Origin of the sequence: Polaribacter sp. BM10 (assembly GCF_002005425.1) — a bacterium.
Classification (GTDB): Bacteria; Bacteroidota; Bacteroidia; order Flavobacteriales; family Flavobacteriaceae; genus Polaribacter; species Polaribacter marinaquae.
The window spans coordinates 2,359,162-2,379,460 of sequence record NZ_CP019704.1 but is presented as its reverse complement, the minus strand read 5'-3'; the positions used below and the strand labels follow the sequence as shown (position 1 = coordinate 2,379,460).

Here is a 20,299-nt window from a genome sequence, read left to right as displayed (position 1 = left end):
TATGAATTTAACACTTAAGATTTGGAGACAGAAAGACTCATCTACAAAGGGTCAAATGGTAGATTATAAGGTTACTGAAATATCAGAACATATGTCTTTCTTAGAAATGATGGATGTTTTAAATGAACAATTAGTAAATGCTGGTGAAGAACCAGTTGCTTTTGATCATGATTGTAGAGAAGGTATATGTGGTATGTGTTCTATGTATATTAACGGAGAAGCTCATGGGCCAGATAGAGGCGTTACAACGTGTCAATTACACATGCGTATGTTTAAAGATGGCGATACTATAACAATAGAACCATTTAGAGCAGCTGCTTTTCCGGTGGTTAAAGATTTAGTTGTAGACAGATCTTCTTTTGATAGAATACAGCATGCAGGTGGTTACATTTCTGTAAATACATCTGGTAATACACAAGATGCAAACTCAATTCCTATTTCTAAACATGCAGCAGATGAAGCTATGGATGCAGCAACTTGTATTGGTTGTGGTGCTTGTGTGGCAACGTGTAAAAACTCTTCTGCAATGTTGTTTGTAGGTGCTAAAGTATCTCAATATGCTTTATTACCACAAGGGCAAGTAGAAGCTGCAGATCGTGTGCAAAATATGGTTGCACAAATGGATTTAGAAGGTTTTGGAAACTGTACAAATACAGGTGCTTGTGAGGTTGAGTGTCCTAAAGGAATTTCTTTAGACAACATTGCAAGAATGAATAGAGAATTGATGAAAGCAAATATTTAAAAATTAAGCTTTTTGTAATTAAAAACCCCAAAACTATTTAAATAGTTTTGGGGTTTTTATTTTAGAAATTTAATTCTATATCTTTAAAAAAATCTTTTGGAGAAATTTTAAGTTTTAGCAAGATAATTAGCAACCGTTCTAAATCTAGCTTTGTTTTTCCTTTTTCTACTTTAAAATAGCCACTTTCAGAAATTCCGATAGCATCTGCTAACTCTACTTGAGAAACGCCAGCATTACTTCTTAAAGTCACTATTTTCTGCAGAATTTTACTGTGTGTAGCATTAATTATATCTTTTTCAATCATTTTTTTATAATATAAAATAGAAATGAATCAATAATATGTGTAAACTACAATTACTTAAAAAAGTAGTTAAGATCTACATCTAAAATTTCTGCTATTTCTAGCATTCGTCTAAAATTTAGATCTGTTTTTCCTTTTTCTATTTTGTAATAACCACTTAAAGTTATTTCAAGTTTATTTGCTAAATCGGTTTGGGTAAGACCTAATTTTTTTCTTCTGTAGATTATCATATTTAAAATATTATTAATCTGATGATCTACACTTTGCAGTGAGTTGTTTTCATTCATTTTTATAGCATTTTTTAGTTTTTCTAATTTAGTTTTTGGCTAAACAGTAGTTTTTTAGTCTTTTTCTTTTTTCAAAAATAAGAAAAAAAAATGTATTTGACTTTCCAAATTGGACTAGCTGAAAACAGTATGTTTTTAGTATCCATGAATTCAGCTAGTCCAAAATGGAAAGTTAATTATTAGTTTATTAAAAAATACTTTTTGATATTTGGAAAGAGAAAAATGCTGTGAAAAAGAAAAATCTCTCTATTTTAATACTTTTAATCAAAACTAAATTAGATTTTATCGGCTTTAAACTACACTTAAAAAATAATTAGGATGGATGAATTTTCTTTAATAAAAATTAAAGAAATAATATTTTGAAAAATCAATTATCAGTAATTGTTAGTAAATTATTAACAAATGCAAAAATTCCCTTTGATAAGAATGAACTATCATTTCAAATTCAAAGTCATCCTTCTTACCCAAGTCTTCATTCTATAACGGGTGTTTTAGATCATTTTAATATAGAAAACATTGCTGCTAACATACCAATTAACATAGAAACTCTAAAGCAATTACCTAGTAATTTTATAGCTCAATTAAATGATGATAATGGGCAGTCTCTTGTAAACGTTAATGTAAGTAAAAAGGACTATACCGTAATAAGTAACGGTAATAAAAAAGAAAAGTTGAACGCAAAGCAATTTCTAGAAAAATTTACAGGAATTATTGTTGCAGTAGAAAAGCCAGAAAGAACAGAGTCAAACATTAGTTCTAAGAGACAAATTAGAAATTTTTTAATTGTTCAATCTCCTTTATTATTTCTATCCGATTTTGTAGTCTATAATCTAGGCTTAACCGAAATTGTCCTTTTTATAACAATAGCCTTTGCTGTAATACTTTCTTGGATTTACTTAAAACCTATGCTTTTTGAAGTAAACAAGCATAGAAAAGAGAAGATTAATTTTTTAAAATTTCAAAGAAATTTTGATGTGTTTAATACAATGCTTAATAAAGCTAATACTTTCAATACTAAAATTGATACTATAGAAGAAATAACACTTGGTAATTTAAATGCAAAACTAGAAATAGTAGTAATTACGAATCCTTTTTGTGGCACTGTAAACCTGTACACAAGGTTATAGAAAATATTCTCTCAAAATATAAAAATGATGTTAAAATAGTAATTAGATTTTATATCAATACTGATAATATAGAAAGTAATGGAGTAAAAGTAACCACAAGAATTTTAGAGATTTATAAAAATCAATCTAAAAAAGAGACATTCTCTGCATTACATGACATTTATAATGAAATGGAAACAAATTTATGGCTAGAAAAATGGGGTACTTGTATAGATGTAGAAAAACAAATTTTTGTTTTAAAAGAAGAAAGAAGTTGGTGCACGAACAACAATATCAACTTTACTCCAGAAATTTTAATTAACGGTAAAGCATATCCTAAACAGTATCAGAGGACTGAAATGCTATATTTTATTGAAGACCTAATAGAAACAAATTAAAAAACTCAAAACTAGTTAAAGCTTTGAGTTTTAAACAATATTCTCTCGCGAAGAATAGACACAAACTGTGAGTGTCTTTAAATGTTCACAGCAAATATAATTTTTTAAATATAATAATTATGAAAAAACAAATTTTAAACATTGGCAAAGCGCTAAATAGAGCTGAGCAAAAACAAGTTTTTGGAGGTGCGACGCTAGCAGCTGAAGGTTCTTGTGCAGTGAGAATCAATGGATCAGTATGGACTGGTTTATCTTTAAGTAGAATTAACGAAGTGAAAAAAAATATGAGCGCTGGAGATAGTGTACAATGGTGTTGCGACGGTTGCTCAACTGCTAGCTGGCTAAATTAATTTTTATTACAAACTACTGCGTGTAATTAAATTTACACGCAGTTAATTTATTACAAATGAAACATTTTTTTATTATACTATTATTTCTGTCTACTTTATTAATCCTGTCTTGTAAAAAAAAACTTAACAAAAAAAATAAAAATGAAGACGTTGTAATTATTTTTGAAGGAAGAACCTTTGAAAAAGATACACTTAAAGTTAATGGCATTATGGCATCTTATAATGTTAATCCATCTTTGACCTATATTAAAGAAGGTGATTTTCAGGAGAAAAAAATTTTCTCGAAAAATTTTTTAAAAATAGATACGATAATATTAAAAACAAAAAAGAATATTATAATCAATCATAAATATCATTTTTATTACAACTCATTATATTATTTAAAAACAGGCGATACTATCATATTCAAATATAAAGATGATGCTCCTTTTGTAACAATAAACAGTGAAAATGCACAAAATATTGAAACACAATACAATTTAAAAAATAAAGTACTTCAAAGTTCAATGGAGTTTTTTTTAAGAAATGACCATTTTAGAAATGAAAATGAAGAAAATAAATATAAGCTTTCATTAAATAATAATTTAGATAAAAAAATAAATTTTTTAAACAATAATAAAAATAGACTTGATAGTAAATATTACTATTATTTAAAAAATAAACTTGTATTTGAAAAAAAAATAATTAATAATGATAATGACCTAATAATTAACGATACGCTTTTAGTATTAAATACCTATAGAGATAGTATTGAACGATATTACAATGAAAAATATAGCAATAAAACAGTAAAAACGAGCAATGGATTGAGAATTGATAACAGAGCAATTTACGACTCATTAGCAACAAAAAAATCTATAAATAGTTTGACATATAAATATATTCTTTATCATAATTTAAAAGAGATTGCTAAAAATTTTTCATCTCAAGATTTAGAAAAATATTTAATTAAATTTCAAAAAATAACGAATGATTCTATTTTGATTAATGAAATAAAATCTGATTATCTGCTTGATTATATTAATTTAAGAAAAGATATAAAAAGTGTACATTTTATGGATATTAATGGCAAAATAATATCTTTAAGTGAGGTTCTTAAAAAAAATAAAGGAAAATTAGTTTATATTGATTTTTGGGCTAGTTGGTGTGCTCCATGCAGAGTAGAAATACCAAGTTCTAAATTAATCCAAAAAGAATTTGAAAATAAAAATATTGAATTTATTTATATTTCAATTGATACAAATAAAAACAAATGGCTCAAGGCAAATAAAGATGAAAATTTATTACCTAAAAATAATTACCTAGCGCTCAATTACCCACAAGCAAGTTTTTATAATGAATTAAAATTGAAAACAATACCGAGATACATATTATTTGATAAGAATGGTATTTTAATATCTGACAGTGCCCCAAAACCAAGTGAAAAAAGATTGAAAAATATTTTCACTGAATTATCAGAAGATAAAAAACAAAAAATATTCTCTCGCGAAGAATAGACACAAACTGTGAGTGTCTTTAAATGTTTACAGCAAATATAATTTTTTAATTTTATTAATTATGAAAAAACAAATTTTAAACATCGGTAAAGCGTTAAGTAGAGCTGAACAAAAACAAGTTTTTGGTGGAAATGTTCTTATAGAAGATGGGGGGCATCATCAGCAACTTGCTACTGTGAAAATGGTCCTAAAGACATCCAATCAGATTGCTCTTGGTGTGCATAGGTTTGCAGTAGAAGAGGAGGTTATAAAGGAGTTTGTATCGAATGGGGTCAACCTTTTTAATGAGTAGTACAACTAACATATTTTAATATTTAAAATATGTTAGTTGTTTAAAATCATCAACTACAAGTTAATCCTAAGTCTTCAATAAATAAATTATTTTTTTCGCATAAGTTTTGTAAAAAGTTAAAATACAAGATTTTGATTAAAAAAGTAAAAAAAATTCACATATTATTACCTTTAAAATGGGGAAAAAAATGAAAGTTTTGTCTTTGTATTCAAAAGGAATAATTTTTGATAATCTTTAAATTGAAAGTAAAACTAATAAAATAATGAAACAATTATACTACTTGCTTGTTATATGTTTACTTGGGTGTAAGAAAGAACTAAAAGAAAAAGTTAATTCAGCTATTTTAAAACCACAAAATAAAAATATAAAAATTACTGGCACTAGTGATGAAAAAGGATTCGATAAAAGGATTACCTTTTATGATGACTCTTTTTTTCGTGAAGCAAGTTTTAAATACATAGACAAAGAGATACGCGATGATACAATATCAAGAGTGCTAAAAAACATACGCAATCCTAAACTTTTGGAATTTAATTCATTTGGGGAGAATACTTTTTATAACACAAGAATAATTGTTACTCCTGGAGATAGTGTAAACTATAAATTAAAAAAAGGAAAACTAGAGTTTTTCGGAAAAAATAAGGAACATTATAATTTTTATTTAGAAATGGATCCTAAGTATGACGATTGGACAAAGCTTTATTTAGATAAATATAATCCAAATTTTAAAAAATATAAAAGACAATGTGACTCTTTATATCAAAATAGATTAACCTTTTTTAATTATTACATCAAAAAAAATCCAAAAGTTTCAGCAAAATTTAAAAAGATTATACAGAATGATTTACAATTTGAGTATTTAGTGAATGTTATTAGGCCTAGGTCAGAGAAACAGGGTAGTTGGAATATTAATACTAGTGAAGACCTTATCAGTATTTATGAAAGAGGAGATAGACAAGAAGGTGAATTTTTTGATATTAATAGTTATCTAAATAATATTTCTATTGAAGATATAAATCAACCTGAATATGTAAATAACCTTTACTTTAAAATGAGTATTGTACCATTAATACGCCAATATTTTGTAAAAAGTAACGAAACACCCTATTCAGTTAAATCTTTTGAAGAGGAATTAACCTTTCTAAAGAAGAATTTTAATCAATCAATTGTAGATTATGCAACAGGAAAATTAATTGTAGATTATTTTAATCAAGGTTTTGGAAAGGATAGAAATACTTCAGAGTTTATGAAAAAAACTATTAAAGTGTACAAGGAAAGTATAAAAGATTCATCTACACTTAAGGCTATAACAGATATTGAGCAAGAGTTAAGTTCTATAAATAAAGTAGTTCCAAAAGATTTAAGAGAACTCGTATTAAATCTATCAAAGGATACTGTAGACTTAAATTATATCTTACGAAAAAATAAAATAAAGATTATAGATTTTTGGGCAAGTTGGTGCCAGCCATGTATAAGAGAGATTATCGTTTCTAAAGAGATAAGAGAAAATATTACTAAAAAGTATAATGTTGAATTTATAAATTTATCAGTTGACAGAGATTCTAATAAATGGATAGATAAAAGTATTAATTTACACGAATATTTATTTGATAGTAACCAATATAAAATTTTAAATTTAAAAAAATCTAAATTTATTAAATACCTAAATATTAAATCAAGTTATGGTTTAACTATACCCAGATATATAATTTTGGATAATCATAATAAAATTATTGATAACAATGCCCCTAAACCTTCTAATCAAAATTTCACAAAAGTATTAGATAAATATTTTAGTAAAGAGTTATAAGAATTTTCTCGCGAAGAATAGACACAATCTTTGAGTGTCTTTAAATGTTCACAGCATATATATATTAAAATTTATTAATTATGAAAAAACAATTTTAAATTTAGGAAAAACTTTAAGTAGAGCAGAACAAAAAAATGTTTTTGGGGGTGGTGCTGTGATTTCATGGTATTATGAGCAAGAAGAATGTTCAGGTCCAGAAGGAGATTTTCCTTGATTAGTTCCTAACCCAGATTACGATTTTAATTCAGGTCATTTAGTAAATAACCCAGGTTTTATACCCGGTCTTTGTAGAGACGGGGTGTGTTATGCTAATTAATTTTAATAAAGAGGAAGTCCTACAAAAGTACTGCTTTTTCTACAAGTTTTTGAAGAATTTTTAACTTGTTTATTCATTTGAAATTCTAAAAATTAATAATTAAATAAACCTAAATAAAAAATAGGTTATAAATTTTATATTATGAAAAAAGTAATATTAAGTCTAGTATTTGTGCTAGCAACAGGAGTAAGTTTTATGAATGCAACAGTATCTAATGATGAAGTTTTACCAATAACAAAAGAAGCTATTGAGGTCGCGGAAGAGTTTAGTTGTGCAGGTGATTGTGTTAGAAGTGCCAGAGCAAAAATTTTAGAGGCTTCACACTAGGTGAAGACCCTAATGATCATATGGATGATTATATTTTAGAGTATGGATATTGTTATTACAATAATTGTGTTTAATAAAAATTATTCAATAACCTTTCCAAAAACTTTGGAAAGGTTTTAAATTAAAAGAATGAATTACAAAACTCTCAAAACAATAATTATACTTTTATTAAGCCTTAATGTTTATTCTCAAAATAATTCTGGTATTGTAAAATATGAAGTAACCTTAAATTTCACATTAGAAGATATTGTTGCAGAAGAACAAAAGCAAAAGAAAGAGTTAAAAACAATGCGTAAGATAATTTCAGAATCTAAAAAATCTGAAGTTGTACTTAAATTTGAAGCTACACAAGCCATATCATCTGTTTCTAAAAGAATCAAAGTAAATGAAGAAAAGAACGGAACTGACTTTGTTTATTCAAGAGCAGGAAGAGATAAGAAGTTTGTTACAAACATAATTGTAAAATCTAATCATATGCAAGAGTGTAAAGTTTTAGAAAAATGTTATTTAATTCAGCAACCAAAACTAGATTGGAAACTTACCCAAGAAACTAAAATTATAGGAGGTTACTTGTGTTATAAAGCAATTAACATTTCCTCTAATAACAAAAAGAAAAAATCAATTGCTTGGTATACACCAAATGTACCTGCAAGTTTTGGTCCAAAACAATATTTTGGTTTACCAGGTCTAATTTTAGAACTAGAAGAAGCTGCTGTAATTTTTAAAGCTAAAGAGATTACATTAAACCTTAAAAATAAAATAGTATTTGAAATTATTGACGGAATTAAAATAACTAAAGAAGCTTATAATAAAAAAGTAAAGGCGGCATATTCAGGTTTTTATAAAAACTAAGGTTTTAGACGAATTTATTTAACTTTCCAAATTAGACTAGCTGAAAACAGTATGTTTTGGGTATCCCTGAATTCAGCTAGTCCAAATCGGGTGGGTAGTTTTTTAGGATTATTAAAAAATAAATTTCATCTTTGGATGAGAGAAAAATGCTGTGAAAAAGAAAAGTTTCTCTACAATATAGTTTTAAATAGCCTTTTTAGGCAATTTAGAAACCCTAAATAAACTTTTATCGTTTAAATTCATAAAATAAAAAGGTTATTTCATTACAAAAATGATGATATAAGCGTTTTGTATGCTATCTATTTTATTGAAGAAAATAGAATTAAAAAGAAAACCTCTGCTTGCAGATTTAAGAAATATAAAAATTACTAAATAAATGTATCACTTAAAACAAATGCTTATGTAAATAAACACTAACAAACAGAAGTAGTTTTGCAAAAGTAACCCTTTTTCTACAAGTTTTTTTAAGAATTTAAACTTGTTTATTCATTTAAATCTTTAAAAAAAGATAATTAACAAACCCATAAAATTGGGTTTTAAATTTTTTAAAATGAAAAAAATAATATTAAGTCTAATATTTGTATTAGCAACTAGTGTAAGTTTTATGAATGCTAATAATTCTACAGTATCTAAGCCAGACGACTGTTTTCAGGATGCTTGGGAATTCGGAACAGAAGAAGGTGGTGGTGATGAGACTAAAGAATGGGAAATGATGAATAAATATTATACAATGTGGTGTCTATAATTAGTTTAAGAGGTGATTCGTCGCTTCTTTTAATTTTAAAATATAATAAAATGAAAATATATTTAACAAGTGCTTTTTTATTTCTTTTTATAACCTCTGTAACTTCCCAAGACTTTAAAGGAACTGTAATTTATGGGAAAAAACCCAAAACACAAATTTTATCAAAAACAGATTCGATTCGATTAAAAGAAAATCCAGAAAAACACAGAAGATTTCAAAAAATGAGAGAAATTATCTCTACTGAAGAAAAGAAATTAAATTTTGAATTAAACTTTAAGAATACTGAAAGTTATTTTTATTTAAAACCAATATTAGAATCAGAAAGTAATGAATCTTTAATTAATATTATAAGTGTTTATGATAAAGGAGTTTATTATAATAAAGATAAACGTATTTTACAACTAAATGCTTTTGGGGAATTATTTTTAATTACAAAACCTAAGTTAAATTGGAAAATACAAAAAGATACTAAAAAAATAGGAGAATACAATTGTTTTAAAGCAACAACAGAAATTATTGTTAATAGCAAAGGACGAAAGCAATTAATAACCGCTTGGTTTACTCCAAAAATACCAGTCTCTTTTGGTCCTTTAGGTTATGATGGTCTACCTGGTTTAATTTTGGAGCTGGAGGTTTATAAGAAAATTTATTATGCAAAAAAAATTACATTAAATTTTAAAGAAGTAATTAAAATAGAAAAACCAATTAAGGGAATTAAGGTAACTGAAAAGGAATATCAGGAAATGGCATCATCAACAATGCAAAATTTTAAAAAAAGTAAAGGTCTATAAATTAGTTTATAATTTTTTATGAATAAATGTTAATCAATCATTATGAAACCTATTTTCACCATTTTATTGTTTTGTTTTTCAGTATCAATTACTTCTCAAAACATAAGTGGTAAAATTATTTATGAGTCAACTATTAATAGTAAAGAATTAGTGAAATACTTGACTAAAAGTAGAAATAATTTAAAAAACGTAAGGGTAAAACAATCTTTAGATAAGATTTATCAGAATACAAGCATCATAAAATCTAGCCTAACTTTTGTTAATAATGAAGCTGTTTTTAAGGTAGATACAAAACTAAATTTAGAAGAAAAAGCTTTAGCTCAAAAGATTTTGAAAACAGTAAGTGGTGGTTCAAAAGAATATTATTATAACGATATTAATAAAATATACCTAATAAAAGATTGCGAAAGTTTAGGAGAATGCTTCATTTTTGACAATTCTTATCTTGAATGGGAACTAACACAAGAAACAAAAGAAATAAAAGGTTTTTTAAGTTATAAAGCAACTAGAAGTAATGGTAAAGTTATTGCATGGTATACACCATCGATACCAATTGGTTTTGGACCTAAAGGAGAATATGGTTTGCCTGGTTTAATTTTAGAGTTAGAAGTGGGTAGAATTATTTTTCGAGCAACAAAAGTTGTTTTAAATCCAAAAGAAAAAATTAAAGTAGTTGAGCCAAAAGAAGGTAAAAGAGTTAGTAAAGAAGAATATGCTAAAGAAATAAAAAAAGCTAGAAAAAGTGTTTTTGGTAACAAGTAAAAAAAATTAAAGCAACAAAAATAATTTTAAAACCTATAACAGGAAACAAATGAAAGCTGAAGAATCTAGAAAAAGAGGAGAAGCGTTCTAGAAAGATTTAAAAAAACAATAAAATTTTTTATGAAAAAGAAAAGTCTATTAGTATTGTTTTTTGGTGTATCTATTTCATTTTTCGCCCAAAAAATAACACTTTCTGGAGCTGTAAAAGACAGTTTACAAAACCCAATGCCGTATGCAAATGTTATAGCAAAGCCCAAAGATGTTTCTAAAAATCTAAAATTTGCAATAACAGATAATGACGGTTATTATAAGTTGCTTTTAGAAAAAGGAGATACTATTAACATTAGTATTTCTTATTTAGGTTACAAGCCTATAGAATATCAGTTTATTGCTTTTAAAAACACTAAAAAAGATTTTGTATTACAACAATCTTCAGAAAGTTTAGATGAAATTGTTATTGAAATGCCAGTAACTGTTAGAGGTGATACCACAACGTATAAAACAGATAAATTTACAGACGGTTCTGAACGCAAACTTAAAAATGTTTTAAAAAAATTACCTGGTGTAGAAGTTGATAAAAACGGTAGTGTTACTGTACAAGGCAAAAAGGTAACCAAAATGTTGGTAGATGGCAAAAAGTTTTTTGGTGGTAATTCTAAATTGGCCGTAGAAAATATTCCTGCAAATGCTGTGGGTAATGTAGAGGTAATAGATAACTATAATGAAGTAGCTTTTTTAAAAGGATTAACAGATTCTGATGAAATGGCAATGAACATCAAACTAAAAGAAGATAAAAAACGGTTTCTTTTTGGTGATGTAGAAGTTGGTAAAGGCAATGAAGATTTTTATAAAACCAGTGCTAATTTATTTTATTATGCACCCAAAACCAACGTAAATTTTATAGGAAACTTAAATAATGTTGGCGAAAAAACATTTACGTTTAGAGATTATATGAGTTTTTCTGGTGGTGTAAATGCCATTTTTAGCGGTAATTTTAATTGGAGAGGTGGAGATTTTTCGCAATTTATGCAAAGCAATGATGTATTAAAAAGTAAACAAAAGTTTGGTGCACTTAACATTACAAAAACGGCAACTTCTAAATTAGATGTTTCTGGTTTTGCCATTTTTTCTGGTACAGAAACTACCAATTTTAAAGAAGATTTTAATCAGTATACGACTTTTACAGAAGCAAGAACTAACAAAACAATTGCAGATAATTTATTAGGGATAGGGAATTTAAACTTAGAGTATACACCTAATTCTAAAGAAAAATTGTACGTAAGAACGCAGGTAAAAAGAACTAATAATACTATTGATAATCGTTTAAATTCTATAGTAAACGCTACTTCAAATTTAATTACAACAGATAAAAGTTTAAAAGCTACGTACATTAATCAGAATATAGAATGGCACAAAAGACAAAATGATGCACATACGTTTTCTTCTGTGTTTAGTTATGTTTTAGATAAAAACAATCAAAATGCTTTTTGGGAAACCGAAAACCCAATTTTACAAGGTTTAATTCCTACGGATAATAAACAAGATTTATTAAGAATTTTGCAAGATAAAAATACTCAAGAGCAAAATATAGATTTTGTTTTTAAGCATTTTTGGGAAATCAATAACAGCAATCATATTTATACTACTGGTGGTAATAAGTTTTTAAATGAAGATTTTTCTACGGATGATAGTCAAAAACTAGATAACGGAACAATCAATAATTTTTTTAATGGTGGGTTTGGTAACAATCTTAATTTTAAATTAAATGATTTGTTTGTAGGAATGCATTACAAGTTTAGAACAGGCATTTTTACGTTAAAACAAGGTGCTTTTTTACATAATTATAATTGGCAGGTAAATCAGCAAACACAAACCACAAAAAACAAATGGGTGGTTTTACCAGATTTTTTAGCAAAAATTGAGTTTAATAAATCGAAAAAAATTACTATTAATTACAATTTAAAAACTTCTTTTTCTGATGCGAGTAGGTTTGCCAATCGCTTCTATTTACAATCGTATAATTCTGTTTTTAAAGGAAATGAAAATTTAGAAAACAATTTGTATCATGCAGCACGTATTTATTATAGTAGGTTTAGTTTGTACAGAGGTTTAATGATGCATGCTATTGTAAATTACAACAAACAAATACAAGGTGTTAGAAATACAGTTGCTTTTGATGTTAATAATGCAGATCCTACTCAGAGAATCAACCAGTTTTTAACGGCAAAATTGTTTCAAAATCCATCCGAAGATCTTAGAGGAAACATTCATTTAGAAAAAAGCATTAAAGACATAAAATATAAGTTTCATGTTGGTTTTAACAACAGCAGTTACTTACAAGAAATAGACAACAACCTACAAACCAATAAAAATAATAGCTATAATTACGAGGTTGGTTTCGAAACGATGTTCGATAATTTACCTACCCTAGAATTTGGTATAAGTAGAGATATTGGGCGTTTTATTTCTAGTAACAACACTTCTAAATTTATCACCACAGAACCTTTTGTAACCGTAGATTACGACTTTTTAGAGGGCTTTATTTTCAATTTTGATTACAGAAAAAGCATTTATGAAAATAAAGATTTGGGTCAGAAAAATACCTACGAAATTGCCAATGCAACACTTTCTTATAAAAAAGAAGACTCTGCTTGGTCTTATAAAATATCTGCACAAAATTTATTTAATGCACAATTTAAACAAAGGAATCGCTTTTCAGATTATGTAGTTTCAGATTCTAAAACCTTTATTTTACCAAGAATTATAATGTTTAGTATTGGGTATAATTTGTAATGGTATAATATTTGATGCAAACAATTAATTATTAATAAGCTATGAAAATTAACTAAACTTTAAAACTATGAAAAAGAAACTACTACTAACATTTTTAACAATCTGTATTTTATCATGTTCTAAACCTAAAGAAGGTTTTACAATTAAGGCCAATATTAATGGTTTAAAAGATAGCACTATGGTTTATTTATTTAATGGTGATACATTGAACATGATTGATTCTACTATTGTATTAAATAATCGATTTGAGTTTGCAGGTAAGTTAAATGATCCCGTGCCAATTAGTTTTATAACAAAAGAGCATGAAATTTATCCTGATTTTTGGTTAGAAAACAAGGAAATAGAAATAAATGCTTCAATAGAACCATTATCTGAAAAAGATATTAATTTTAATAAACTTAGTATTGGTAGCAAAACAAATGAAGTTGCACTACGCTACAAAGAATTAACCGATCCAATTCATGATAATAGAGGTCGAGAATATCAAAAAATCAGTAAAAAAATAATTACTAAAGAGGAGTTTGATACATATGCAGATAAAAATTTCGATACCATTAAAAAAGTTTCACTACAATTTTTTTTAGAAAATCCGAATAATTATTTTTCGATATATGAAATTTTAAATTTTAGAAAAGTATTTCCTAAAGAGAGTTCACAAGAATATTTTAATTTGTTATCAGATAAAATGAAAAATTCTAGTTACGGTAAGAAATTAGATACTTTTTTAAGTACAAAACCCCTGGAGGAAGGTGATGATTTTGTTGATATTGTTGCTGAAAACTTAAAAGGAGAAACAATTAAATTATCAGATTATAAAGGCAAAGTAATTCTTTTAGATTTTTGGGCAGGTTGGTGTGTCCCTTGTGTAAAACAAATAAAAGAAGAGTTTCCTACCATAATAGAAAAGTATAAAAATGAAAACTTTCAAATAGTTAGTTTTTCTTTTGATGTGGAAAGAAGTAGGTGGGAGAATGCGAGTAAGAAGTTACAATTAAGTTGGCCAGATTTTTCAAATCTTTTACGTATGGGTAGTAACCCTGTTGCTTTAAACTATAGCCTTGAACAAATACCCACTTCTTTTATTATTAGTGAAGAAGGAAAAATATTAAAAAGAGTAGAGTATGAAGATAATTTAGAAGAAGAGTTAGATAAGGTATTTAATATTAAAGAATAAATACGTTTTGTACTAAATAGAAATAGTTTTGGTAGTAGTTAATTCTAAAAAAATAGAATAAAAACTACTACCGAAGTTATTAGTTACTTCCTGCCAAAATCTGCAGGAATTTCTCCCCAAGCTTTGGTTTCCCATTTTAAAATTGGGTTTTTAAAAGTATTTTCTTTCAACCATTTTTCTGCTCTTTTAATCAACTCTAAGATGTCTTTGTTAGAAGCATCAAAATGCATGTTGGTTTTACATCTTTTTTGTTTAATCCAACTCATGGCAATTTTAGAATCAGAATAAATAGGAATATCTTCTTTGTTTTTGCTCTTTAAAAGTGCAATACCATGCACCAAAGCTAAAAATTCGCCAATATTATTGGTTCCTTTAGCGTAAGGTCCTTTTCTAAAAATTTCTTGTTTATTGTGCGTTAAAACACCTCTGTATTCCATTTTTCCGGGGTTTCCTGCACAGGCAGCATCCACAGAAATACTTTCTAAATTTGGTTTACCGTATTTTGTTTTATCAGCAGTAGAAAGTGTCGGTTTTTTCGTGTTTTTACCAATATAATCAGTAAAATTTTTAGAAAACGCAACTTCAGCATCATCTAAGCTTGCAAAAGATTTGTATTGTGCCCCTTCAAAGCCGTCAATTTGTTTTTTACAAACATTCCAAGACGTATAAATTCCTTTTTTACGTCCATTCCAAACCACATAAAACTTTTTTTTACTCATTTGTAGCTAAAATAACTTCTTCTATAACCTTCGGAAAGTAGCGTTGTTCTAATAAATGAATCTTTTCTGCAATCGTTTCTGGTGTATCTTGCTCGTTTAAAGCTGTTTTTGATTGAAAAATGATGGCACCTTCGTCGTAATTTTCATTAACATAGTGAATTGTAATACCTGTTTCGGTTTCGTTATTATCTTTTACGGCTTTATGAACATGCATTCCGTACATTCCTTTTCCGCCATATTTTGGTAATAATGCTGGGTGAATATTGATGATTTTATTAGGAAAAGCATCGACTATTTTTTGTGGAATTCTCCATAAAAAACCAGCTAGAATTATATAATCTGCTTCGTTTTTTAAAATATTTAAGACCGTATCTGTTTTAGAAAAATCGTTTCTATTAAAGTGTAAACAATTAATATTTAAGTTTTTACATCGTTCAAAAACTTTGGCATGCTCATTGTTACACAACACTTTAGTAACCTTAGCGGTTTTAGTATGATTAAAAAACTTAATAATGTTTTCTGCGTTCGAACCCGAACCAGAAGCAAAAATAACAATACGCTTCATATCTATATATCTAAGCTACAAAAAAAAGAATAATTATTAACAAACTGATTGTTTTGAGTAAAGATTAAATTATTTTATTTACTTTTAATAATCATTTTTGGGACAAAAATTAGTTATAATTAATAAGATTTGTATTTTTGCCCCGATTTAAAATTTAAAATTAAAAAATTATGTCAGACATTGCATCAAGAGTAAAAGCGATTATCGTAGACAAATTAGGCGTTGACGATAACGAAGTAACAACAGAAGCTAGCTTCACAAATGATTTAGGAGCAGATTCTTTAGATACTGTTGAGTTAATTATGGAATTCGAAAAAGAATTTGATATCCAAATTCCAGATGATCAAGCAGAAAACATTGGTACTGTAGGTCAAGCGGTTAGTTATATAGAAGAAGCAAAAAAGTAAGAATTATATGCAATTAAAACGAGTTGTAGTCACTGGACTTGGCGCATTAACGCCAATTGGTAATAATATTGAAGAATATTGGAACGCCTTAGTTAACGGAGTTAGCGGAGCAGCACCTATCACTTACTTTGATGCTGCCAAGTTCAAAACTCGTTTCGCATGTGAACTTAAGGGCTTTAAGGTTAATGATTTTATTGACAGAAAAGAAGCCCGTAGAATGGATCGATTTACGCAATATGCAATGGTAGCTTCGGATGAAGCAATTGCAGATGCAGATTTAGATCTAGAAAACATTAACAAATTACGAGTTGGTGTAATTTGGGGAGCTGGTATTGGAGGTTTAGAAACTTTTCAAAATGAAGCTATAAATTTTGGTGCTGGAGACGGTACACCAAGATTTAACCCTTTCTTTATACCAAAAATGATTGCAGACATTGCGCCAGGACATATTTCTATTAAAAACGGATTTATGGGGCCAAATTATACTACAGTTTCTGCCTGTGCATCTTCTGCAAACGCAATGATAGATGCTTTAAATTACATTAGATTAGGCCACTGCGACGTTATTGTTACGGGTGGTTCTGAAGCTGCTGTAACATATGCAGGTGTTGGTGGTTTTAACGCAATGCACGCTTTATCAACTAGAAATGAATCTCCAGAATCTGCATCGAGACCTTTTGACGCAGAAAGAGATGGTTTTGTTTTAGGAGAAGGAGCAGGAGCAATTATTTTAGAAGAATATGAGCATGCAAAAGCAAGAGGAGCAAAAATATATGCAGAAGTAATTGGAGGCGGTATGTCTTCAGATGCTTATCATATGACAGCGCCACATCCAGAAGGTTTGGGTGTAATTGCAGTAATGAAAAATTGTTTAGAAAATTCTGGTATCAAACCAGAAGACGTAGATCATATCAATACTCACGGTACATCTACACCACTTGGTGATGTTGCAGAGTTAAAAGCAATATCAGAAGTTTTTGGAGACCACGCTAAGAATATCAATATCAATTCTACAAAATCTATGACTGGGCACTTATTAGGTGCAGCAGGTGCTATAGAATCGATTGCTTCTATTTTAGCAATGAAACATAGTTTGGTGCCGCCAACAATTAATCATTCTAATGCAGATGAAAATATAAACCAAGAACTTAATTTAACTCTAAATAAACCTCAAGAAAGAGAAATTAAAGTTGCAATGAGTAATACTTTTGGTTTTGGTGGTCACAATGCTTGTGTAGCGTTTAAGAAATTAGATGAGTAGTTTATGAATAGTTTTATTCGTAAAATAGTTCAACCGCATTCTAAAGAAGATGCAGAATTTCATAACGAATTAAGAAAACTACTAAATTTTTCTCCAAGAAAAATAAATCAATACAAAAAAGCATTTACCCATAGATCTGTTCAAATGTTAGACAGAAAAGGGAATCCTATAAACTATGAAAGATTAGAGTTTTTAGGAGATTCTATCTTAGGATCTGTAATTGCTGCTTATTTATATAAAAAAGTTCCTACAGGTACAGAAGGATATTTAACACAAATGCGCTCTAAAATTGTTAGTAGAGAGCATTTAAATGAGTTGGGTAAAGACTTAAATTTAATAAGATTTGTAAAAAGTAATATCGATCAATCTAATGTTGGCGATAATATTCATGGTAATATTTTTGAAGCATTAATTGGTGCTATTTATTTAGACAAAGGATATAATTTTTGTCAGAAATTTATATACCATAACGTAATTGTACCTTACGTAGATATCGAAAAACTAGAAGGTAAAATTACTAGTTACAAAGGTTTGATAATAGAGTGGTGCCAAAAGCAAAAGAAAATTTACAGCTTCGATACTTACGAAGATTCTGGTAACGACCCCGTAAAACATTTTAGTGTTAAAGTAAGTATAGATGGCGAGCAAGTTGCCAAAGGTAGGGCTACATCAAAGAAAAAAGCAGAAGAGCAAGCATCTAAAAGAGTCTATTTTGCTTTTCAAAAGCAAATTTCTCTAGATTAAAGCGATAACGTTTTCGTTAAAATAACTTAGAATACTCGTAAACTATTAGTAATTTAGCAAGATTAAATACTAAAAGTAAATTTACGATATATGCAAATTCATGCTTTAGGTTTAGACGATTTTTGTGAAGAAGAATACTCTTTAATAGGTATTCATACAGCATTAGAAGACTACAGGCTTGCATATTTACTAAATAAAAATTTAAGCATAAAATTTTCTAAATCGACCAAAAATTTAGAGTTCGAAAAAGATAATAATTTAGCATCATTTTCTATCTATAATTTTACAAGTAAAAAATATGATTACGATTGGTTTTTAATTGCAAATAGCTTTAAAAATGAGAACCAAACACAGTCTAACGAGTTACTTTTAACTACAGAAACTAGAACTTACTTAATTCCAGAAAAGAAGAAAGTAGATTTTTTTATTAAAATTTCTGGTGAAGTAGGCGATGCTTATGTTATAAATACAGTAAAAAAAATAAAGGAAATTGAACAAGTAATAACATCTTATTCAATAGATAAAAACACACTAAAGTCTAAAGACTTTTTAATATTTTAATATGACAGATTATAAAAAAACTAAAATCGTTGCAACGTTAGGACCCGCTACAGGTACTAAAGAAATTTTAACAAATTTAGCAAAAGAAGGTGTAAACGTCTTCAGAATTAATTTTTCTCATGCAGAATATGAAAATGTAAAGAAGACTGTTAAGACTATAAGAGAAATTAACGAAGAAAATGATTTCAACGTAGCTATTCTTGCAGATTTACAAGGACCAAAGCTTCGAGTAGGTGTTATGGAAGATGGTGTAGTTTTAAAAGACGGAGATTTATTTACATTTACTACAGAAAAATGTACAGGTACTAAAGAAAAAGCTTTTATGACCTATCAACGTTTTCCTAAAGATGTTAAAGTAGGAGAACAAATTTTAGTAGACGATGGTAAATTATTATTCGAAGTAGTATCTACAGATAAAGATAAAGAAGTCGTTGTTAAAACGATAGTTGGAGGTCCTTTAAAATCTAAAAAAGGAGTAAACTTACCAAATACAGCAATTTCTTTACCCGCTTTAACAGAAAAAGATAAAGAAGATGCAGTTTTTGCATTAAGTTTAAATGTAGATTGGATGGCATTATCTTTTGTTAGAACGCCAGAAGATTTAAGGATGCTAAGAGATTTAATCGATCAACATTCAGAATACAGAGTACCTGTAATTGCAAAAATAGAAAAGCCAGAAGCTGTTGCAAATATAGATTCTTTAATACCTTATTGTGATGGTTTAATGGTAGCTCGTGGAGATTTAGGAGTAGAAATTCCTATGCAAGACGTACCGTTAATTCAAAAGAAATTAGTTAGAAGAGCAAAAAGAGCAAGAATACCTGTAATTATTGCAACGCAAATGATGGAAACAATGATCGATAACTCTGTACCAACAAGAGCAGAGGTAAATGATGTTGCAAATTCTATTATGGATGGTGCAGATGCAGTAATGCTTTCTGGAGAAACATCTGTTGGTAAACATCCAATTAGAGTAATTCAAAAAATGGCAGAAATTATTAAATCTGTAGAAAACTCTAGAATGATTAAAGTGCCACATGAAGCACCACATATTAGAACGAATAGATTTATTACAAAAGCAGTTTGTCATCATGCAGCATTAATGGCAAATGATATCGATGCAGCCGCAATTTCTACATTAACAAATAGTGGTTATACAGCGTTTCAAATATCTGCTTGGAGACCACAATCGTCAATTTTAGCCTTTTCATCAGAAAGAAGAATTTTAGGAAAACTAAACTTACTTTGGGGTGTTAAAGCATTCTATTACGATAAAAATTTAAGTACAGATGATACTGTTGTAGATATTAATAAACTATCTAAAGACAAAGGATACGTAAAAGAAGGCGATTTAATGATTAATCTTACTTCTATGCCAGTAGAAGCAAAAGGTATGGTAAATACATTAAGAGTGTCAGAAATAGACTAAAAAGCTATTCTTTTTAAGAAAACGAAAAGCATTTTGAGAAATCGAAATGCTTTTTTGTTTTTAAATATTAT

23 protein-coding genes are annotated in these 20,299 nt (G+C 27.9%); 19 read left to right on the top strand and 4 right to left on the bottom strand.

The annotated features are described in order from the left end of the window. The first annotated feature begins 1 nt into the window (after position 1). Complete coding sequence (locus BXQ17_RS10455; protein ID WP_077810596.1) at positions 2–742, top strand: succinate dehydrogenase/fumarate reductase iron-sulfur subunit; 741 nt, start codon at positions 2–4, stop codon at positions 740–742. Positions 743–803: 61 nt separating this feature from the next. On the opposite strand, the gene BXQ17_RS10450 is transcribed toward BXQ17_RS10455, so the two are convergent. Beyond that, a complete protein-coding gene (locus BXQ17_RS10450) occupies positions 804–1,046 on the bottom strand; it encodes a helix-turn-helix domain-containing protein (protein ID WP_077810595.1) in 243 nt (80 codons plus the stop codon). A 50-nt stretch (positions 1,047–1,096) separates the two neighbouring features. Next, a complete protein-coding gene (locus BXQ17_RS10445; RefSeq protein ID WP_077810594.1) occupies positions 1,097–1,330 on the bottom strand; it encodes a helix-turn-helix domain-containing protein in 234 nt (77 codons plus the stop codon). A gap of 359 nt (positions 1,331–1,689) precedes the next feature. Here BXQ17_RS10445 and BXQ17_RS10440 point away from each other — a divergent pair, with 359 nt between their 5' ends. The 13 genes from BXQ17_RS10440 to BXQ17_RS10375 all read left to right on the top strand — a co-directional run bounded on the left by BXQ17_RS10440 (position 1,690) and on the right by BXQ17_RS10375 (position 14,542). After that, the gene (locus BXQ17_RS10440; protein WP_187661397.1) at positions 1,690–2,457 is read left to right on the top strand and encodes a cysteine peptidase family C39 domain-containing protein; all 768 of its coding nucleotides are present in this window, start codon (positions 1,690–1,692) and stop codon (positions 2,455–2,457) included. Beyond that, on the top strand, positions 2,424–2,834 hold the full coding sequence (locus tag BXQ17_RS10435) for a thioredoxin domain-containing protein (protein ID WP_077810592.1): 411 nt from the start codon (positions 2,424–2,426) through the stop codon (positions 2,832–2,834). Before BXQ17_RS10440 ends, BXQ17_RS10435 begins: the two co-directional genes overlap by 34 nt. Before the next feature lie 119 nt (positions 2,835–2,953). After that, a complete protein-coding gene (locus tag BXQ17_RS10430) occupies positions 2,954–3,184 on the top strand; it encodes a hypothetical protein (protein ID WP_077810591.1) in 231 nt (76 codons plus the stop codon). A 56-nt stretch (positions 3,185–3,240) separates the two neighbouring features. Next, positions 3,241–4,680 carry a TlpA disulfide reductase family protein gene (locus BXQ17_RS10425; RefSeq protein WP_077810590.1) on the top strand — a complete coding sequence of 480 codons (1,440 nt, stop codon included), beginning with the start codon at positions 3,241–3,243 and terminating at the stop codon, positions 4,678–4,680. A gap of 61 nt (positions 4,681–4,741) precedes the next feature. Continuing rightward, complete coding sequence (locus BXQ17_RS10420; protein ID WP_077810589.1) at positions 4,742–4,972, top strand: hypothetical protein; 231 nt, start codon at positions 4,742–4,744, stop codon at positions 4,970–4,972. A gap of 262 nt (positions 4,973–5,234) precedes the next feature. Next, positions 5,235–6,782, top strand: a complete 1,548-nt coding sequence (locus BXQ17_RS10415; RefSeq protein ID WP_077810588.1) for a redoxin family protein — start codon at positions 5,235–5,237, stop codon at positions 6,780–6,782. A gap of 487 nt (positions 6,783–7,269) precedes the next feature. Then, positions 7,270–7,425 carry a hypothetical protein gene (locus BXQ17_RS14560; protein WP_187661396.1) on the top strand — a complete coding sequence of 52 codons (156 nt, stop codon included), beginning with the start codon at positions 7,270–7,272 and terminating at the stop codon, positions 7,423–7,425. 129 nt (positions 7,426–7,554) lie between these two features. Further along, entirely contained in the window at positions 7,555–8,277 is a 723-nt protein-coding gene (locus BXQ17_RS10400; RefSeq protein WP_077810585.1) for a GLPGLI family protein, read from the top strand. 550 nt (positions 8,278–8,827) lie between these two features. Continuing rightward, complete coding sequence (locus BXQ17_RS10395; protein WP_254712370.1) at positions 8,828–9,022, top strand: succinate dehydrogenase; 195 nt, start codon at positions 8,828–8,830, stop codon at positions 9,020–9,022. 50 nt (positions 9,023–9,072) lie between these two features. Beyond that, positions 9,073–9,813, top strand: coding sequence for a GLPGLI family protein (locus BXQ17_RS10390; protein ID WP_077810584.1), 741 nt, complete (start codon positions 9,073–9,075; stop codon positions 9,811–9,813). 42 nt (positions 9,814–9,855) lie between these two features. Continuing rightward, positions 9,856–10,575, top strand: a complete 720-nt coding sequence (locus tag BXQ17_RS10385) for a GLPGLI family protein (RefSeq protein ID WP_077810583.1) — start codon at positions 9,856–9,858, stop codon at positions 10,573–10,575. A 120-nt stretch (positions 10,576–10,695) separates the two neighbouring features. Continuing rightward, positions 10,696–13,368 carry a carboxypeptidase-like regulatory domain-containing protein gene (locus BXQ17_RS10380; RefSeq protein WP_077810582.1) on the top strand — a complete coding sequence of 891 codons (2,673 nt, stop codon included), beginning with the start codon at positions 10,696–10,698 and terminating at the stop codon, positions 13,366–13,368. Positions 13,369–13,435: 67 nt separating this feature from the next. Beyond that, positions 13,436–14,542, top strand: coding sequence for a TlpA disulfide reductase family protein (locus tag BXQ17_RS10375; protein WP_077810581.1), 1,107 nt, complete (start codon positions 13,436–13,438; stop codon positions 14,540–14,542). A gap of 83 nt (positions 14,543–14,625) precedes the next feature. Here the strand turns inward: BXQ17_RS10375 and BXQ17_RS10370 are convergent, their stop codons facing one another. Together BXQ17_RS10370 and BXQ17_RS10365 are read right to left on the bottom strand one after the other, a co-directional pair. Further along, positions 14,626–15,261, bottom strand: coding sequence for a viroplasmin family protein (locus BXQ17_RS10370; RefSeq protein ID WP_077810580.1), 636 nt, complete (start codon positions 15,259–15,261; stop codon positions 14,626–14,628). Continuing rightward, complete coding sequence (locus BXQ17_RS10365; protein ID WP_077810579.1) at positions 15,254–15,826, bottom strand: phosphoribosylglycinamide formyltransferase; 573 nt, start codon at positions 15,824–15,826, stop codon at positions 15,254–15,256. Before BXQ17_RS10365 ends, BXQ17_RS10370 begins: the two co-directional genes overlap by 8 nt. A gap of 170 nt (positions 15,827–15,996) precedes the next feature. Between BXQ17_RS10365 and BXQ17_RS10360 the strand changes: the two genes are divergently transcribed. The 5 genes from BXQ17_RS10360 (at position 15,997) to pyk (ending at position 20,228) form a co-directional block, all read left to right on the top strand. Then, complete coding sequence (locus BXQ17_RS10360; protein ID WP_004569249.1) at positions 15,997–16,233, top strand: acyl carrier protein; 237 nt, start codon at positions 15,997–15,999, stop codon at positions 16,231–16,233. A 7-nt stretch (positions 16,234–16,240) separates the two neighbouring features. Beyond that, the gene (gene fabF, locus BXQ17_RS10355) at positions 16,241–17,494 is read left to right on the top strand and encodes a beta-ketoacyl-ACP synthase II (protein ID WP_077810578.1); all 1,254 of its coding nucleotides are present in this window, start codon (positions 16,241–16,243) and stop codon (positions 17,492–17,494) included. A 3-nt stretch (positions 17,495–17,497) separates the two neighbouring features. Then, a complete protein-coding gene (gene rnc, locus BXQ17_RS10350) occupies positions 17,498–18,238 on the top strand; it encodes a ribonuclease III (protein WP_077810577.1) in 741 nt (246 codons plus the stop codon). 90 nt (positions 18,239–18,328) lie between these two features. Then, positions 18,329–18,799 (top strand): IPExxxVDY family protein, encoded by a 471-nt coding sequence (locus BXQ17_RS10345; RefSeq protein ID WP_077810576.1) that lies wholly within the window; start codon positions 18,329–18,331, stop codon positions 18,797–18,799. Between the two features lies 1 nt (position 18,800). Beyond that, on the top strand, positions 18,801–20,228 hold the full coding sequence (pyk, locus tag BXQ17_RS10340; RefSeq protein ID WP_077810575.1) for a pyruvate kinase: 1,428 nt from the start codon (positions 18,801–18,803) through the stop codon (positions 20,226–20,228). Positions 20,229–20,299 lie beyond the last annotated feature (71 nt).

Excerpts from the sequence above, each read along its gene's own strand:
- BXQ17_RS10370 (WP_077810580.1), bottom strand. The coding sequence starts at position 15,261 with ATGAGTAAAAAAAAGTTTTATGTGGTTTGGAATGGACGTAAAAAAGGA.
- BXQ17_RS10375 (WP_077810581.1), top strand. The coding sequence starts at position 13,436 with ATGAAAAAGAAACTACTACTAACATTTTTAACAATCTGTATTTTATCA.
- BXQ17_RS10445 (WP_077810594.1), bottom strand. The coding sequence starts at position 1,330 with ATGAATGAAAACAACTCACTGCAAAGTGTAGATCATCAGATTAATAAT.
- BXQ17_RS10390 (WP_077810584.1), top strand. The coding sequence starts at position 9,073 with ATGAAAATATATTTAACAAGTGCTTTTTTATTTCTTTTTATAACCTCT.
- fabF (WP_077810578.1), top strand. The coding sequence starts at position 16,241 with ATGCAATTAAAACGAGTTGTAGTCACTGGACTTGGCGCATTAACGCCA.
- BXQ17_RS10395 (WP_254712370.1), top strand. The coding sequence starts at position 8,828 with ATGAAAAAAATAATATTAAGTCTAATATTTGTATTAGCAACTAGTGTA.
- rnc (WP_077810577.1), top strand. The coding sequence starts at position 17,498 with ATGAATAGTTTTATTCGTAAAATAGTTCAACCGCATTCTAAAGAAGAT.
- pyk (WP_077810575.1), top strand. The coding sequence starts at position 18,801 with ATGACAGATTATAAAAAAACTAAAATCGTTGCAACGTTAGGACCCGCT.
- BXQ17_RS10380 (WP_077810582.1), top strand. The coding sequence starts at position 10,696 with ATGAAAAAGAAAAGTCTATTAGTATTGTTTTTTGGTGTATCTATTTCA.
- BXQ17_RS10425 (WP_077810590.1), top strand. The coding sequence starts at position 3,241 with ATGAAACATTTTTTTATTATACTATTATTTCTGTCTACTTTATTAATC.
- BXQ17_RS10415 (WP_077810588.1), top strand. The coding sequence starts at position 5,235 with ATGAAACAATTATACTACTTGCTTGTTATATGTTTACTTGGGTGTAAG.
- BXQ17_RS10400 (WP_077810585.1), top strand. The coding sequence starts at position 7,555 with ATGAATTACAAAACTCTCAAAACAATAATTATACTTTTATTAAGCCTT.
- BXQ17_RS10420 (WP_077810589.1), top strand. The coding sequence starts at position 4,742 with ATGAAAAAACAAATTTTAAACATCGGTAAAGCGTTAAGTAGAGCTGAA.
- BXQ17_RS10430 (WP_077810591.1), top strand. The coding sequence starts at position 2,954 with ATGAAAAAACAAATTTTAAACATTGGCAAAGCGCTAAATAGAGCTGAG.
- BXQ17_RS10385 (WP_077810583.1), top strand. The coding sequence starts at position 9,856 with ATGAAACCTATTTTCACCATTTTATTGTTTTGTTTTTCAGTATCAATT.
- BXQ17_RS10450 (WP_077810595.1), bottom strand. The coding sequence starts at position 1,046 with ATGATTGAAAAAGATATAATTAATGCTACACACAGTAAAATTCTGCAG.
- BXQ17_RS10360 (WP_004569249.1), top strand. The coding sequence starts at position 15,997 with ATGTCAGACATTGCATCAAGAGTAAAAGCGATTATCGTAGACAAATTA.
- BXQ17_RS10345 (WP_077810576.1), top strand. The coding sequence starts at position 18,329 with ATGCAAATTCATGCTTTAGGTTTAGACGATTTTTGTGAAGAAGAATAC.
- BXQ17_RS10365 (WP_077810579.1), bottom strand. The coding sequence starts at position 15,826 with ATGAAGCGTATTGTTATTTTTGCTTCTGGTTCGGGTTCGAACGCAGAA.
- BXQ17_RS10455 (WP_077810596.1), top strand. The coding sequence starts at position 2 with ATGAATTTAACACTTAAGATTTGGAGACAGAAAGACTCATCTACAAAG.